This is a genomic window from Mesorhizobium sp. M7A.F.Ca.US.002.01.1.1, from assembly GCF_004022955.1.
Lineage (GTDB): Bacteria > Pseudomonadota > Alphaproteobacteria > Rhizobiales > Rhizobiaceae > Mesorhizobium > Mesorhizobium ciceri.
This window is the reverse complement of the sequence record NZ_RZQE01000114.1, coordinates 1-14,330: the sequence shown is the minus strand read 5'-3', so window position 1 is coordinate 14,330 and position 14,330 is coordinate 1. Positions and strand designations below refer to the sequence as shown.

Sequence of the window (14,330 nt, the reverse complement as noted above, 5' to 3'; positions counted from 1 at the left end):
GTACAGGAAACAGCGCGTCGGCACGGCCGCGTGTGCCTTGTTGGCGTGCTCATTGGTATCGGCTTGGTAAGCATCTGGACCCCATTCATGAGCGAGGCCATCGCCTCGCGCTGGTTTGCATGGCCCAACATTCTGTTCTTAGCGCCAGTGCCTGTGGCGACGGCGGCTGTGGCCTTCTTCAGCTGGCAGGCCTTGGGAAGCGCAAGCGAAATGAAGCCTTTCATCGGCGCCATCGGCCTTTTTGTGCTTTCTTATATCGGGATCGCGATCAGCCTTTTTCCGATGATCGTTCCCTACCATTTCACGCTCTGGGAATCAGCCTCTTCAGAACGCACTCAGGCTTTTCTGCTCGTCGGCACTCTTGTGTTGTTGCCAGTGATCCTGATGTATACTGGCTGGTCATACTGGGTGTTTCGCGGCAAGGTCCGAGCGGATGTCGGATATCATTGATCGTTGTGCGGATCCACTCAGTCGCTTGGTGGCAGCTCTAACGAGATTGTGAGCTGCGGTGTGGCCATTCCGGTGACGTCACCTAAACTGTCCGCAACCTGTCGCCACCAACTAGCAGCGCAGGTACCCGCTCTTCCGATTTCGCTTCATCGCGTCGTGACCCTGCAGCAGCTGGCTCCAGCAGCTTGCCTAAATGTGCTGGTGTCCGACTTTGACTGAGCAGATGCTGTTTGGGGGCGGCAATATGAGAGTGCCTGATGACCACGCATAAAGTCGGCTATCTGATTGGTAGCCTCGCCACGGCAAGCTTGCGAAAGCGCTGGTACAGCTTGCTCCACCAGAGCTTGAAATGTCAGAATTTCCTTCAAGGATTTGCCGCTCTACAGCTACGACTACGATGCTTGATTTTCCACCTGTCGCGAGCGCTGTCAAAGACTCTATCGCCTTGGTGGAGGCAGTCCTTTTCATAACGCCCGACTATAACCGCTCGATCCCCAGGTGGGTTGAAGAACGCAATCGACTGGGCCAGCCTTCCTTATGGCAAGAACTCGTTCGCCCGCAACCCCTCAGCTGTCATTGGGACCTCGCCCGGAATCATAGGGACCGCCGTGGCCCATCTCAACTACCCGGCCTGGGATCCGCATGCCCCGTTTGGCGGTTTCAAGCAGTCCGGAAACGGACGAGAATATGGTCTTGAGGGCATGCTGGAATATCTCGAGGTGAAATCCGTCCTCGGCTACTTCTAGGTGGCATCCTAGGCGTGGCGCTGAGGCCGCGGCGGAAACCATGATGTGCCTTCGGAAAGGCCGCTACCTCAACCGACACTGCTCGGTCCCGATCAATATCGCTGAGCGAGCCGTCTCTTGAAAACCCGAAGCCAGACTTGATCACCACCGCCAGCAGGAATTATCCAAGCGCCGCGGCAGTCGACAATCACGGTCTTGATGGGTGCAGCCAACCTCGTTCGCGCTCAGACGGTTCCCGGTTAACGAGCCTCTGTTTGCGCTACGGTCCGCTCTGACCCTTTCTGCGGGGCGCCGAGTTCTATGCGTTTTGCCCTTTCCTTGGAACACCGCGGCCTACTGTGGCGGCCAATGCGGTCCCCTTCAAGAGCAGGATCTTCTGGCCGCCGATCGCTGGCAGGGCCAACTGAAAGCCTGCGGGAGAAGGACGGAAATCATGATCCGGGTTTTGGACAGGCCAAGCGATCGGCCGGCCTCTTGCTGTCGTTCTGGAATGGTCTGGATGGCACCTCTCCATATCTCGTATCGAAGAGAATCAGCCGCTGCCGGCTTTTGGAAGAATTGCAGCGGCGTGATAAGGCAGATACCTAAGGAAATCGGCAAGTTGTGAGATGTCGCGTGCAAAACCGCACGCGAACATTCAGCTTCTATTCTTTTCGTTCCACCACGGAGCCGCCGACAACGGGCGGCTAGCGGTTCGCGTCGGTTAGTCGACGGCTTTCGGCTATCCAGTCCTTGACTACACCAATGAGAGAAGTGTCCCCAGACCGGTTCGGCGCCGTCAGCAAAGCACAAAGCTTCTTAAGCCAAACAACGCCCTTGATCAGAGATCATCAGAAATCATCGGGGTCGATCGGAACGGAGAAGCCGACCTTTGACACGGTCCATGATCACCATGCCGCCGCGGGCGAAGTTTTCCACGCTCGCCTGCAGCGCCATTTCATTGTCGTCGATCTTGACGAACCTCGCAGAGAATGTCGGCCGCCTCGATCATCTGGTGAGCGCGCCAGCGGCGCTCACCACCAACGATCATGAATTTGCCGCCGACCGGGCGAACCGTGATGGTCTGGATAAGGCCGCGCTCGCGGATCGATTCCGCCAGTTCGCGAAGCTTCAACGGTCGAAATGCTTGCGCGGCTGGTCGGGGTGGGATGAACTGGCTGAGGGGGATACGCTTCTTCATGGACTGGCCTTCGTGGTAGGGACTTTGCTAGTAGTGTTGATAACTGGACTAAAGGATCTGGTTACATAACATTGCCAAGAATGTTCCGATCAGGGTCCAGCCGCCTCAGCGCTCACGGCGCGCGAGAAACGAAGCCGTGAGATAATAATCTTGCCTCGGCGTGCTCACTGCAGGTCAATTCGGCACCAAAATTACCCACCAACAACAGCGCTCAAGGAAGCGGCAGCGGTGCATCACTCAAAGTCCGAAGGTAGGCAATGAGGTCGGCCCGCTTGTTCTCGTCCTTCAATCCCGGGAAAGACATCTCCGTGCCGGGCAACGCGAGCGCGGGATTCGAGATGAAGAGATTGAGTTCCTCAAAGCTCCAATTACCACCAGCGTCCTTCATAGCAGATGAATACTGGACATCCGCTTGTGAACCCTTCTGGCGCCCAACGATGCTCCACAGACTGACCTTTTTGGGTACCCTGACGCCCGGCGAAAGATGACAGGCCACGCAGGTGCTGTCGTATATTACTTTGCCCGATTGAGCGTTTGCTGAGGCAAGCCGTGGTGAAATCGGCGCGATGGCCGGTTTTGCGGCGCCATGACTGCGCAAATAGGCTGCGACGTCCTCGTGCCCTGCGACCTTGGCCAGATGTACCGGGGGACTTCCATTCGATGTCAGCGCGTTAACATCTGCTCCGACTTCTATAAGATGGACGACGCATGGGAGGCAGCCATTTTCGGCAGCAACGTGAAGCGGCGTCTGCGCTTTCGTCACCCGATTTGGGTCGGCCCCGTTGTCTAGCAGCAGCTTGACGATGTCAGCATGGCCGCCCTTGTTGGCGGCGTAGAGCGGCGTTCGCTGCCAGCTGACAGGTAGGTTGACGTCTGCCCCATGCCTGATCAGTAGCGCTGCCAACTCGACATTCCCGACTTCTGAGGCGATGTAAAGTGCCGTAACGCCGTCGATTTCGTTGACATCGAGGCCCTTGTCCAAGGCGGCAGTGACCGCTGGCAAGTCGCCATTCTTGACCAGATCACCCAAGCTGCTCGCTTGCGCGGGCAGGGTCAGAAGCCAAAGGGCGCACGAACCCCATAGCATCCATTTGCATCCCGGCTTAACCATTGCATCCTCCCTGAGGCTGCTCGTCTCGACCTTACAAATTGATCTGCAATCTAACCCAAAGCAGAGTGTTAGTACACGCTAATGTACCTAGTATCGGCTTGGACGGTGGTGGTGATGCCGACATTCATGGCCAATGTCATTGCCTTTTCCCACCGCCGGCGGTGCGGGCGGTGGTGCCAGTCTCGGTGGTAGACCTGCCGCACTTCTGCCTGTTCAAAACGGGAACCACGCCAATGGCGTGCCGGAACCGCCGAGCTAAAGGAACCGGAGAGCGAGAAGAACGCCTGCGGCAAACGCCTCATCGCCTTCTACGACAGCCTCTCCCACTAAAGCTGGCCATCCAGCCATTCCCGTAACTCGCGATCCTTAGGTCGCGATTTCTAAGCAGTGCTCAGACGAGCGCTGGCTTCGGCAGCACGATTTTCTACGCGAGCCGATCCAGGTACATCTCGAGCGCCGAGATGGGCTGATGATCGAATTGCAAGACGCCAGCTCAGGCGAATTGTCACTGATTTCATCGCTGGTGTTCCTAAGCACCGCGGAGCGAGGCCATTAGCCTGTTTTCCTCATCGACGAACCCGAGGAGCCTTCACCCGAACTGGCAGCGCAAGTATGTCGAACGTGTAATGACCTCCACATACTACAGGCAGCCCCATGTGGTCATCGCGACCTATGCGCCTCTTGTCGTTAGACGCGCCTTGGCGTGGTCCAAGGACGTCGGTGGTGTCTTCCAGATGGTCAACGGCTGGCCGGTGCGCATTCCGCTCGTGGATTCGACTCCCACGAGTATAGAAGAGGTCCTTTGGCGAGCCTTCGATGTGGTTACGCCTGCTAACCATTTCGCCGTGAATGAGGCGAGGCGGGCTTCTTGCTCTACGTTGAAAGCCACTGAGGGTGAGCCCGCCGCCTATTGGGGCGCCGGCGGCGGACCCTGTGTAAGCGGCTACATCCTTTTGAATCGACCGCTCAGAGGGTCAATGTGCCACTTGAAGGTGAGTTCCCTTTAGGATTCTAGGCAGTGCGGTTTGCGTAGCGTCCAGATCGCCATGCGACTTCGATTTTCAAGCGCGACATAGGCCATCAGGCGTAGTTGTAGCAAGACCAGTGTACCGGTAGCATATGGAGCCTGGACATTAGGCCCACCCTCGTGCCCAGCTATGGTCGGCACGGTCGCTCAACCCGCTTTTGGTCTGCCTGATCGTGCCGACTACCGCCCCCAGGGCTGCCCCTTCCAAGGGTTTGTGCTTTGGTGGCGATTATCGGCAGTCGGACAGGAACGTAAGATGAAACTAGCGAGGACTTTGCGCGGCTCCGCTACTGCGGGATTGCGCCTAGTTGCAACGGCCAGAACAAATCAAGGCCAAAAGCGAGCCGCTAGGCGCTACCCAGCCGTAGACTCAAAAGAATGGCCGGTGCGGGGACGCTTAGGTTGGAAAGCGTGGGCCGCACCGGCCATTGCGGGATAGCTCTTAGGGATCGTCCCCCGCGCTGCCTAAGTTATAGGCATATTAGCGATTGCTCAATTGAGACTGAAGTCCCTACCCAACCGTAGGGGGATAGCTAAATCCAGTTAGGGGAAAGACCGTTGCGCAGAAAACCAAAGGAGCCGCTAAGCAGTTAGACCGTTGCACGGCTGGCGATCTGTGCACATGACGCCGACCCATCCAACGTCTATCCTTAAGCCGGTGAGGGAACACCTGAACCGCCAAGGGGCGGCGGACATGAAGGCGTACCGCCCGGCGGGCAACGCCTGAAATCCAACATCCGGTTGAATTGGCCCGCTGCCGAGAGGTGGCGGGCCTTATTCTTTGTGTTGAACGATGTAGCTATTGCTGACGGCGTTGCTCCCAACACCGCGCGTGACAACAACGGTGGTGTACCCGGCGGGCAGGGAACCGGTGACAGTCTCGTCGAGGGGATGACATCGTCCGACGATTTCCCCATTTGGCGCACCTGCGAGCCTGTCTTTCAGAGATGCCTTACACACGTCAAGCGACGCATATGTGGTCGGCGCGGCATCAATGGGCCTGCAGACGACAGCCTCGCCTGGGCTGCAAGAGAGTAAAAGCAGTACTGCTGCGGTTGCCGGATCCATTGTCGAAGCTCCACTGAGACGAGCCTCAACGCAGATCGACGGCCTTTGTTGCACAGGCAGCCCTGGCGGCGGCCCGCTGCCGAGAGGTGGCGGGGCTAATCCCTATTTCGCAAGCGAGTTGCCGGACAGCTCAAAAACCATCGGCTCGCCTCTGAAATCGGAATAGCGAATCCATCGAGGCGAAATCGTAAAAAGTTGTGCTCCTTGCTTTAGAAACTCCGCTTCAAGCGGACAGTTGGCAACGTGGACATCTCTCAACCGCTGTAATTCGTTAGCCTTGGCAGGTCGGGCCCGGCCTTCGATTTGAACCGTGACATTTTCATCCCAGCCGATCACCATGGCGATCCGGCTGTCTCGTTTGATATTTGCCAGCTTCCGACTTCCGGGAAAGCTGTCGAACACGATGTTGAGGTCGTCGCCCAACGTCACCTGTATGACGGCTGCCTCTGGAGACCCGTCCGGATGCACGGTGCTGATAGCCCCGAGCTTATGCCTAGCCAGAAAATCCCGAACAAGTTGCCGTCGCTCGTCCCCGTGCATTGACGTGTCCTCCCCGCGCGCGCATGCCGCGACTTTACCACTGGCACCCACGAGAGGTGGCGGGCTGACTCTACTTCGTTTCCTTTGGTGCAAATTGCGGGAAGTCCGAGTCGCCAAAATGTTCTCGCATGGCCGGTCCGATACCAAAGGTCACCGCCCGCGCCATTTTGATCAGCGGCGGCAACATAGAACGAATATTAGCTATCAGGCTATCGAGTTCTATTTCGTAGGGCATCAATTTGGCTCGCTGCGCTTCCGTCAGAGCTGTGGTCACCACCCCTTCGTGCGACGTCAAATGATCTGGCGCTATTTCTTTGACCCTCTGGCGCAACTCACCATACGTCTTCACGACTTCCACCAAATTCCGGTGCTGCATAAACAAAGTGATTGAGTCACCCATCAGATCGTTGTCTTGCCGCGATCAGCGGGGACAATTCCGCCGCGTCAATTTCGAAGATCTGATAGCTACCGACGATCGGGAGCACCCGCTTCCAGACAGGCTCCGCCGTCAAGCCTCTTTCGTTTGCCTCTGACAGCGATTGATTCTTGAAAACTCGGTCGCTCCAAGATCACTCATCACCAGAGAGGCTTTGACCATCAGCCGGAGAGCATATGCCTTCTGCTCGCCGCTGCGATTTTCTTCGTCGCGTGCTAGCATTCGGCGGAAGTTCTCTTGGCTAGGACAAATGATACCCAGGCGCTAAGCCCCGACCCAAGGATGGCCCCACCAAAGCCACTGAGCAGCGTGGCATACTCGGGACTCGCAGAGCCGCCTTGTGTCGCGAAGAGCATAAGGGTGCTCATGGACAAAGTAGGATATTAGATTCGGCTTTGCATAGCTCTGGAAGCGGTCGAACCCCTGCCACGTTGCGCCCGATAGCGCGACGGCACGTCTTCCAGGTATCATGTTTGAACGGCAGCTTCGCGCCTCATATCGGCCGTAGAGATCATCTTTGCCCCTTCTTGAGAGCAGACATTCCGGCGACCGCGCGCCACCGCGGTGTCAGTCTTGAATGAAGCAGGACGTTGAGACGATCTTAAATCAAGGAGCGCTAATTTGTGGACGCAAGCTGCAACGCTCAATGAGGAAGCGGACTGAAGTTTATCGATGGCTTGGCGGTCTCGCCGCCCCTGGAAGAGAGTAGCGGCAGACTGAGTAAACATGGATAGCCGCCTCACGCGATTGAGGTTGATGGTGCCCAGAAAGATACTCGGGCGGAGTCCCGGAGAGCATGACGAGTAGCCAGAAGGACCTTCAAACCCCCGCCAAAAACGCCAAGCCGTCGACAGTCGACGTAGCGATAGTAGGCGCCGGACTTGCCGGAACGAGCTTGGCCTTGGTGCTGAACAGCGCCGGACGCAAGGTCGCATTGATCGATCCGCACCGCGTGCATCACGACGAATTCAGGGCTGAGAAAACCCGATTGGAGCAGATGCGACTGTTCGAGAAGCTCGGCCTCGGTCCCATCATCCGGCCGCTCGTCACTCCGTCGCCCGAAACTCATGTCTACCGCTTTGGACAGCTCTTTCAGCGTAAGCAGGGATCGGAGTTCGCTTTTTCCTACGGCCCCTTGGTCAACGGTTTACGCCATGCCATGCCGCCTGAACTGCCGCTGACGGTGGGCAAGGTCGCCGACGTCTCGACCGGGCCGGATAGGCAGCGTGTTGTGCTGGCCGACGGGTTCGTCATCGACGCCCGCCTGCTGGTGGTGGCCACCGGCTACAGCGAAGCGGTGCGGCGCGCCGTCGGCGTAGAGCGCGTCGAGCATTCAAAGGCGCATTCGCTATCGATCGGATTCGACCTTGCAATCGCCCCGCAGGAGTTCGGCTCTCGTTCCCTCACGTTTTATCCAAGGCGCCTCGGCCACCGCATCCCGTTCCTGACCATCTTCCGGATCGGCGACCGAATGCGGGCAAACATGTTTGTTTACAGGACTGTTGCGGATCCGTGGACGCAAGCGTTTCGCGCGGATCCGCAACAAATGCTTTTGCACTTGATGCCGGAGATATCAGCGCAATGCGGAAACTTCGCCGTCGCCAGCCCGGTAGAAGTCAGACAGGTCAGCCTCACGACCACCACGGGCCACCGCCGCGACGGCGTCCTCTTCGTCGGCGACGCATTCTCCACCACATGTCCCGCGCAAGGTGACGGCATCCACCGGGTGCTTACCGATGTTGATCGCCTGTGCTCTATCCACATCCCCGCCTGGCTCGAATCGCCCGGCATGGGCGTCGACAAGATCAGCGCCTTCTACGACGATCCGATCAAGGTTGCCGCCGACGCCCGTGCCATGCGCTCAAGCGCATATGCGCGGTCAATCACTATCGAGACCGGATTGCAATGGCGCTTCCGCAGGCTGCGCAACAACACCGCGCGCCAATTGATGATCATCTTTCGCACGATACGCCAATTCGCCAGCGGCAGTCGGCTGATTCGGTTTGAGGGCATCTCACGGACCTAGCGAAACCTGTCAGTGAGCGGCGGGTTGAAACAACTCGATTACCTTCCCGGACGGGTCTTCTAACAGGATTGCGAGCCACCGAGTCCGCTGATGGTCTCGTTGCGAAATGGCAACCCGGCGCCTTTCAGCCGTTCGACTTCCGCTTTCAGATCTTCGACAAGCAGCAGGATGCGGTTCCATCCGCCGGGCACCGGACGGCGACCGTCGGGCATCGGCCGCGCGCCGGAGCTTGCAGCGCCACTCAATAGCAGCCGCAGGGGACCACGGGTCACCGACGCAAAAGCTGGCCGTGCGTCCTGCTCGATGGTGAACCCAAGGTGCTGCGTGTAAAAGGCGACGGAGATTGCGACATCATTGACAATGTACCGAACACTGGCTGGCGTCATTATGGATCACCTTTCAAACGACCCCGGCAAGTTCATTAGAAGCGATTTCGTATGGGCAACGCAATGGACCAACAAGTGGCAGCGCCGAAACGTGGGTCCGTGGGCGAAGTCTTTCGTGTGTTCCTCAGGCTTGGCCTTACTTCGTTTGGCGGCCCCATCGCGCATCTCGGTTACTATCGCAACGAACTGGTGTTGCGTCGCAAATGGCTCGATGAGCAAGCGTATGGCGATCTCGTCGCACTTTGCCAGTTTCTTCCCGGTCCGGCGTCCAGCCAGGTGGCCTTCGCCCTCGGAGTCTTCAGAGGTGGTGGCCTGGCAGGTGGCCTGGCAGGTGGTCTTGCCGCATGGCTCGGCTTCACCTTGCCCTCTGCACTGATCCGACCGCGCTGCTCGTGATGGGTTTTGCGATTTCGGCATTTGCTCAGGAGAAGAGCGGCCTTCCGGGCGGCGCTACGTCACTCCAGGAGAGCTACCAGGACTGGAACCTGATCTGTCAAACCAGCGGGTCAACGGTGGCGTGCGCGGTCTCTCAGCAACAGACGCAGCAGAACGGACAGCGGGTGATGGCTGTCGAACTCAGGCGAAACAGCGACGCCACGCTCGCCGGCAATCTCGTGCTTCCTTTTGGCCTTCAGCTCGACGCCGGCGCCACATTGCAGATCGACGACAGCCAGCCGCTCGAGGCGCTGCGCTTCTCGACCTGCTTGCCGGCCGGGTGCATTGCGCCGCTCACCCTCGATGAAGGAACGGTGGCCGCATTGCGAGCGGGTTCGGTGCTGAAGATCAAAGTCAGAAGCACCGACCAGAAGGACGTAGTCCTGTCCGTGCCGTTGAAAGGGCTCGCGCCTGCTCTGGATAGGCTTGGCGTTCTGGCCGGATTTTAAACGGGCTCGTTGCTATGCTGGCTCCTCCAACCCTGCTTCTCAACGGGCTCAAAGCGGTGTGCGTCGTAATGGTGAAGAAGCAGTCAAGCAGAGAGATTCCAGTTAAGGGCGCAGAATCTGTAATGCGCTGTGTGAACTCCGGCATTGACCAAATGAAAGGCGGTACGATGCAGACAGCTGCAGGGTTGCTTGCAGATCTTGGCGATGGGATAGACGCGATCAAAGCCCATCTCGCAACGATGGATGACCACACGCTCGAAACGCTATTGGAGTCCATGCCAGGAAAGTCAGTCGTAGGCAGCGCCGAGATGACGATGACGATTCTGATCTATCGCGAGATGGAAATTCGCAAGCGCGGCCACAATGTCGTATCTTTCCAGTCTAGAGACAGGCCACGAAACCAATAGCCCCAGCACGGAGGGGGCGGCGCTAGGATCTTCGGGGCTTGGACGAACTACAGCATGTCCGTAAGCGCTGATGGCGGTCGAGCACAGCATTGTCCGCTCACCTAGAGCTAGAACCCAGAAGCCAACAATCCGCTACCGGCCCCACAAGAGGCCGTTGAATGGTTCTACAATTCGGTTTCGACTGGGGTTCTTGGAAGCTTTTCGAATTTTCTGTCTTACTCCTCCAGCAGAATTACACGTGCTGAGATTGGCACGTCCGGCTAGGCCGTGGGACAGACTTGATCATGGAGGCGTCCGCTCAAGATCGGGGGTTCGAGGCGGAAGAGCGCTACCGCCTTTCCCCCGCTCATTGAACCGCCAGTTCGGGCTGCGTTCCTACGCCTGAGCGATTTTTGCCATCTAACTACGGGGTCAGAAACTCGAATCCCTTCGAACTCCCCGAGATGAAGCTGCGAATTACGAACTCGCTATGGAGGGGTCGCATTTGCGATGGGTCAAAGCTGGTCGCGTCCATTGTGACTACAAGATGTTGCGAACAATGGCCATTCGGCCTTTGCAGCATGGAGGCGATCCTGATGAAAGTGATGGCATCTCTGTCCCTGGCAACCTACCCAGACGCGAACTCCGCGAAAATCGCGGCGAACGCGGTCGCTGTCGTCAAGAAAATCGACGCGGCGCTGCACGCCGTTGCCGTCGACGTCGACATTCCCGACGTTTCGAACGCGCTCTCAAATTATTTGCTGGACCTTCCCTACAAGATACAAGAGGCCGAGGCGACCAGTCACAAGCGCGGTAAAGCTCTGCTCGAGGCAATTAACCAAGAGGCCGCGCGCGCCGGTGTGACCCTCAGCACGCAGGAGTTGGCTGCACCACCGGCCTTGATGGGCGATGTTGCCGCGAAGCACTCCCGCTATTTCGATGTCTGTCTGGTCGGCTGGGCGCCGGACAATCAGACGGCGCGGATGCTAGCCGAGGCGATACTGTTCGGCTCGGGTCGACCGACCCTGCTTCTTCCCGACTCCACGGACGTCGGGGTGCTTGGACATGTCGTTATCGCGTGGGACGGCAGCCGGGTAGCCGCACGGGCTGTTGCCGACGCGCGGGCGTTTCTTGAACGTGCCTCGACGATCACCGTTTTGACCGTGACCGACGAAAAGCCGCTTCCTGGGCAGGGCATCGGCCAACGCCTTGCGCTGGGCTTGAGAACGCGCGGTCTTGCGGCCGAGGCTGTCTCCATCCAGGCAGGGGACAGTTCAATCGGAACAGCCCTTCAGGAGCATGCGCTGAAGATCGGCGGCAATCTGCTTGTCATGGGCGGATACGGCCACTCCCGCGTCAGGGACTTCGTGCTTGGCGGCGCCACCGAAGGCATTCTCGCGGATCTGCGCCTGCCTGTCCTGCTGTCGCATTAGGTCGGGCGAGATGAGAGGCGACAAGGATCCTATCCTGCGTTTCCACGGCGCAGCCCATGGCGTCACCGGCTCATGCTATGAGATCGAGACGCTGCATTCGCGCATCCTCATCGACTGTGGCCTGTTCCAGGGGTCGAAGTCCGAACGGGAATTGAACTACGGTGCGTTCCCGTTTCCACCGGATGCGATTGATGCTGTCATCCTGACGCACGCGCATATCGATCACAGCGGCCTTTTGCCGAAACTGGTCAGACAGGGCTTTTCTGGCCCCATCCATACGACGCGCGCCTCCGTCGATCTCTGCTCGGTCATGCTGCCGGATTCGGCGCACATCCAGGAAATGGAGGTCGAGCACCTGAACCGTCGCAACGCGCAGCGCGGTCGCCCGCCCGTCGAGCCGATCTACAGTCAGCTGGATGCTGCCGCGTGCATGACCTTGTTCCGGGCTTTGGACTATGGCGAATGGACCACGATCGCCGAAGACCTTCGCGCCCGCTTCTGGAACGCTGGCCACCTGCTAGGTTCGGCATCGGTTGAGCTCGAGATCGACCGAGACGATGCGCCGTTGCGGATCATGTTTTCGGGCGACATCGGTCCAGGCCACAAGCTGCTTCAGACCGATCCCGAGGGGCCGGCAGGCGTTGACTATCTGATCTGCGAGTCGACCTATGGCGACCGCGACCGCCCGGACGTTTCGCCCGAAAAGCGGCGATCCCAGCTCGGTGACATCGTACGCGGTGCCGCGGAAGCCGGGGGGGCCCTTGTCATTCCGTCCTTCGCTGTTGAAAGGACACAAGAACTGCTGGTCGACCTGTATTTGCTCATGCAAGCGGGGGAAGTGCCGCCAGCTCCGGTCTTCGTAGATTCGCCGCTGGCGACACGCGCCAGTGCGATTTTCGAGCGGCACGCCAACGAGATCGAACAGGGCGACGTGCTACGCCAGGCCCTGAACTCGAAGGAGCTGCGCTTCACCGAGACGGTGGAACAGAGCAAGGCGATCAACCGCCTGAGCGGCTTCTTCGTGGTGATCGCCGCCAGCGGCATGTGCGACGCAGGGCGTATCCGCCATCATCTCAAGGCCAATCTCTGGCGCAGGAACGCCACGGTGATGATGGCCGGATATCAGGCCCAAGGGTCGCTTGGCAGGATCCTGCTCGACGGCGCGCAGCGTGTGCGCATCCAGGGTGAGGAAGTCGAGGTCAAGGCACGTATCAGCCTGTTCGACCTCTATTCCGGCCACGCCGACGCCAGCGAACTGGTCGCCTGGCTCAAGGCCCGAACTCCGGTGAAACAGCAGGTGTTCCTGACGCATGGAGAGGAGGCTGGACTCGGCGGTCTGCGTGGAAGGCTTTCAGGACTGATACCCGACGACAAGATCATCATCCCGAAGCTGGACGATTCTTTCCAATTGACCCCCGGTCGCAGTTTGCCGGTCGAGGTCAACGAGCCCCGCCGTCTGAAGCCGGAAAAGATTGCCCGCCTCGACTGGCACAATGACCTTTCAAAGCTTCTCCTCGACGTAAACGAGGCGGTCAGCGTCGCGGCCGACGAGAGGAGTCGCGCAGCGGTCATTAGGCGCATGCGCAGGGCGCTCGACACCGGCGACAGTAGCATCTGAGCACGTGACGGAGCCTGACGGCGCACCCAAACAGTGCGCTGGTGATGGAAGAAAGCCAAAATGTCTCAAGCCACCTCATCGACCATCGCCTTGACCGGCCTCAGCGAAGCCGAGGCACAGGCTAGGCTTGTCACCGAAGGGTTCAACGAGTTGCCCAGGTCCAACCGACGGACGCCCTTGCGAATTGCTATCGAGGTCGTGCGCGAGCCGATGCTTGCCCTGCTGTTGGGTGGAGGCTGCGTTTACCTGCTGCTTGGCGATCTTCAGGAGGCGTTGATACTGCTCGCATTTGCCACCTTGTCGGTGGGGATTACCATCGTTCAGGAGGCGCGGACGGAGCGTGTTCTCGAGGCGTTGCGCGACCTGACAAGTCCGCGCGCCCTGGTAATACGCAATGGCGAACGCAAGCGGATTGCGGGTCGCGAGGTGGTGCGCGGCGATACGGTCGTGCTGGGCGAGGGGGATCGGATTCCGGCCGATATCTTGCTCATCCAGAGTCGGGATATCCAGACCGATGAGTCCTTGCTGACAGGAGAATCCGTGCCGGTGCGAAAGATTGCTGCCGGGAAAGGCGATCTGTCAGCCGAACGCAGGCCGGGGGGTGACGATCTGCCTTTCGCATTTTCTGGATCACTCGTCGTTCGCGGTTCAGGCATCGGCGAAGTTCTGGCAACCGGGCCGCTAAGCCAAATCGGTGCGATCGGGCAATCGCTTAGCACAATGGAGACCGAAGCACCCCGCCTGCAGCGACAGACAAAACGCCTTGTCGGCATCTTCGCGCTGGTCGGCGGCGCGGTCAGTGTTCTCGTGGTCGTGCTTTATGGCCTGCTGCGTGGCGGATGGCTCGATGCGGTGTTGGCCGGTATTGCGCTTGGCATGTCGATGCTGCCCGAGGAATTTCCCATGGTGCTGACAATCTTCATGGCCATGGGCGCATGGCGCATCTCGCAGGCGCGCGTGCTCACGCGTCGTGCAGCAGCGATCGAGACGCTTGGCTCGGCAACGGTCCTTTGCACCGACAAGACCGGAACGCTGACCG

General features: G+C 59.0%; 11 protein-coding genes and 4 pseudogenes. 11 read left to right on the top strand and 4 right to left on the bottom strand.

Translation table 11 applies throughout. The features are described from left to right. From EN932_RS14095 to EN932_RS39715, 4 genes and pseudogenes are all read left to right on the top strand, one after another. Positions 1 to 450, top strand: a 450-nt coding sequence (locus EN932_RS14095) for a cytochrome d ubiquinol oxidase subunit II (protein ID WP_206618933.1), incomplete at its 5' end; no start/stop codon positions are given. A gap of 479 nt (positions 451 to 929) precedes the next feature. Continuing rightward, a pseudogene (locus EN932_RS39530) lies at positions 930 to 1,055 on the top strand (NAD(P)H-dependent oxidoreductase); the annotation flags it as partial. Between the two features lie 9 nt (positions 1,056 to 1,064). Continuing rightward, a pseudogene (locus EN932_RS38395) lies at positions 1,065 to 1,196 on the top strand (aldehyde dehydrogenase family protein); the annotation flags it as partial. Between the two features lie 883 nt (positions 1,197 to 2,079). Continuing rightward, entirely contained in the window at positions 2,080 to 2,445 is a 366-nt protein-coding gene (locus tag EN932_RS39715; RefSeq protein WP_348630206.1) for a hypothetical protein, read from the top strand. A gap of 142 nt (positions 2,446 to 2,587) precedes the next feature. Here EN932_RS39715 and EN932_RS14080 read toward each other — a convergent pair whose 3' ends face one another. From EN932_RS14080 to EN932_RS14065, 3 genes are all read right to left on the bottom strand, one after another. Next, positions 2,588 to 3,406 carry an ankyrin repeat domain-containing protein gene (locus EN932_RS14080; protein WP_164890482.1) on the bottom strand — a complete coding sequence of 273 codons (819 nt, stop codon included), beginning with the start codon at positions 3,404 to 3,406 and terminating at the stop codon, positions 2,588 to 2,590. Positions 3,407 to 5,684: 2,278 nt separating this feature from the next. Continuing rightward, the gene (locus EN932_RS14070) at positions 5,685 to 6,122 is read right to left on the bottom strand and encodes a pyridoxamine 5'-phosphate oxidase family protein (protein WP_128368873.1); all 438 of its coding nucleotides are present in this window, start codon (positions 6,120 to 6,122) and stop codon (positions 5,685 to 5,687) included. 70 nt (positions 6,123 to 6,192) lie between these two features. After that, complete coding sequence (locus tag EN932_RS14065) at positions 6,193 to 6,522, bottom strand: hypothetical protein (protein WP_128368872.1); 330 nt, start codon at positions 6,520 to 6,522, stop codon at positions 6,193 to 6,195. An 832-nt stretch (positions 6,523 to 7,354) separates the two neighbouring features. Between EN932_RS14065 and EN932_RS14060 the strand changes: the two genes are divergently transcribed. Then, the gene (locus EN932_RS14060) at positions 7,355 to 8,584 is read left to right on the top strand and encodes an NAD(P)/FAD-dependent oxidoreductase (protein ID WP_128368871.1); all 1,230 of its coding nucleotides are present in this window, start codon (positions 7,355 to 7,357) and stop codon (positions 8,582 to 8,584) included. 9 nt (positions 8,585 to 8,593) lie between these two features. Here the strand turns inward: EN932_RS14060 and EN932_RS14055 are convergent. Next, positions 8,594 to 8,970: pseudogene (locus tag EN932_RS14055) on the bottom strand (VOC family protein). Positions 8,971 to 9,021: 51 nt separating this feature from the next. Between EN932_RS14055 and EN932_RS14050 the strand changes: the two are divergent. From EN932_RS14050 to EN932_RS14025, 6 genes and pseudogenes are all read left to right on the top strand, one after another. Further along, positions 9,022 to 9,348 (top strand): annotated as a pseudogene (locus EN932_RS14050) (chromate transporter); the annotation flags it as partial. Next, positions 9,315 to 9,854: an invasion associated locus B family protein gene (locus EN932_RS14045; RefSeq protein WP_245483282.1), complete on the top strand. Its 540-nt coding sequence runs from the start codon at positions 9,315 to 9,317 to the stop codon at positions 9,852 to 9,854. The pseudogene EN932_RS14050 and the gene EN932_RS14045, both read left to right, overlap by 34 nt. A gap of 68 nt (positions 9,855 to 9,922) precedes the next feature. Next, the gene (locus tag EN932_RS14040) at positions 9,923 to 10,261 is read left to right on the top strand and encodes a hypothetical protein (protein WP_128368869.1); all 339 of its coding nucleotides are present in this window, start codon (positions 9,923 to 9,925) and stop codon (positions 10,259 to 10,261) included. 560 nt (positions 10,262 to 10,821) lie between these two features. Continuing rightward, positions 10,822 to 11,673: a universal stress protein gene (locus tag EN932_RS14035; protein WP_245483281.1), complete on the top strand. Its 852-nt coding sequence runs from the start codon at positions 10,822 to 10,824 to the stop codon at positions 11,671 to 11,673. Between the two features lie 10 nt (positions 11,674 to 11,683). Further along, a complete protein-coding gene (locus EN932_RS14030; protein ID WP_128368868.1) occupies positions 11,684 to 13,291 on the top strand; it encodes an MBL fold metallo-hydrolase in 1,608 nt (535 codons plus the stop codon). 60 nt (positions 13,292 to 13,351) lie between these two features. Continuing rightward, a partial coding sequence (locus tag EN932_RS14025) for a cation-transporting P-type ATPase (protein WP_245483280.1) occupies positions 13,352 to 14,330 on the top strand: 979 nt, incomplete at its 3' end.

What these genes read in the sequence shown, in the direction of transcription:
- EN932_RS39715 (WP_348630206.1), top strand. Translation starts at nt 2,080, where the DNA reads ATGATCACCATGCCGCCGCGGGCGAAGTTTTCCACGCTCGCCTGCAGC.
- EN932_RS14070 (WP_128368873.1), bottom strand. Translation starts at nt 6,122, where the DNA reads ATGCACGGGGACGAGCGACGGCAACTTGTTCGGGATTTTCTGGCTAGG.
- EN932_RS14065 (WP_128368872.1), bottom strand. Translation starts at nt 6,522, where the DNA reads ATGGGTGACTCAATCACTTTGTTTATGCAGCACCGGAATTTGGTGGAA.
- EN932_RS14060 (WP_128368871.1), top strand. Translation starts at nt 7,355, where the DNA reads ATGACGAGTAGCCAGAAGGACCTTCAAACCCCCGCCAAAAACGCCAAG.
- EN932_RS14045 (WP_245483282.1), top strand. Translation starts at nt 9,315, where the DNA reads ATGGCTCGGCTTCACCTTGCCCTCTGCACTGATCCGACCGCGCTGCTC.
- EN932_RS14040 (WP_128368869.1), top strand. Translation starts at nt 9,923, where the DNA reads ATGGTGAAGAAGCAGTCAAGCAGAGAGATTCCAGTTAAGGGCGCAGAA.
- EN932_RS14035 (WP_245483281.1), top strand. Translation starts at nt 10,822, where the DNA reads ATGGAGGCGATCCTGATGAAAGTGATGGCATCTCTGTCCCTGGCAACC.
- EN932_RS14030 (WP_128368868.1), top strand. Translation starts at nt 11,684, where the DNA reads ATGAGAGGCGACAAGGATCCTATCCTGCGTTTCCACGGCGCAGCCCAT.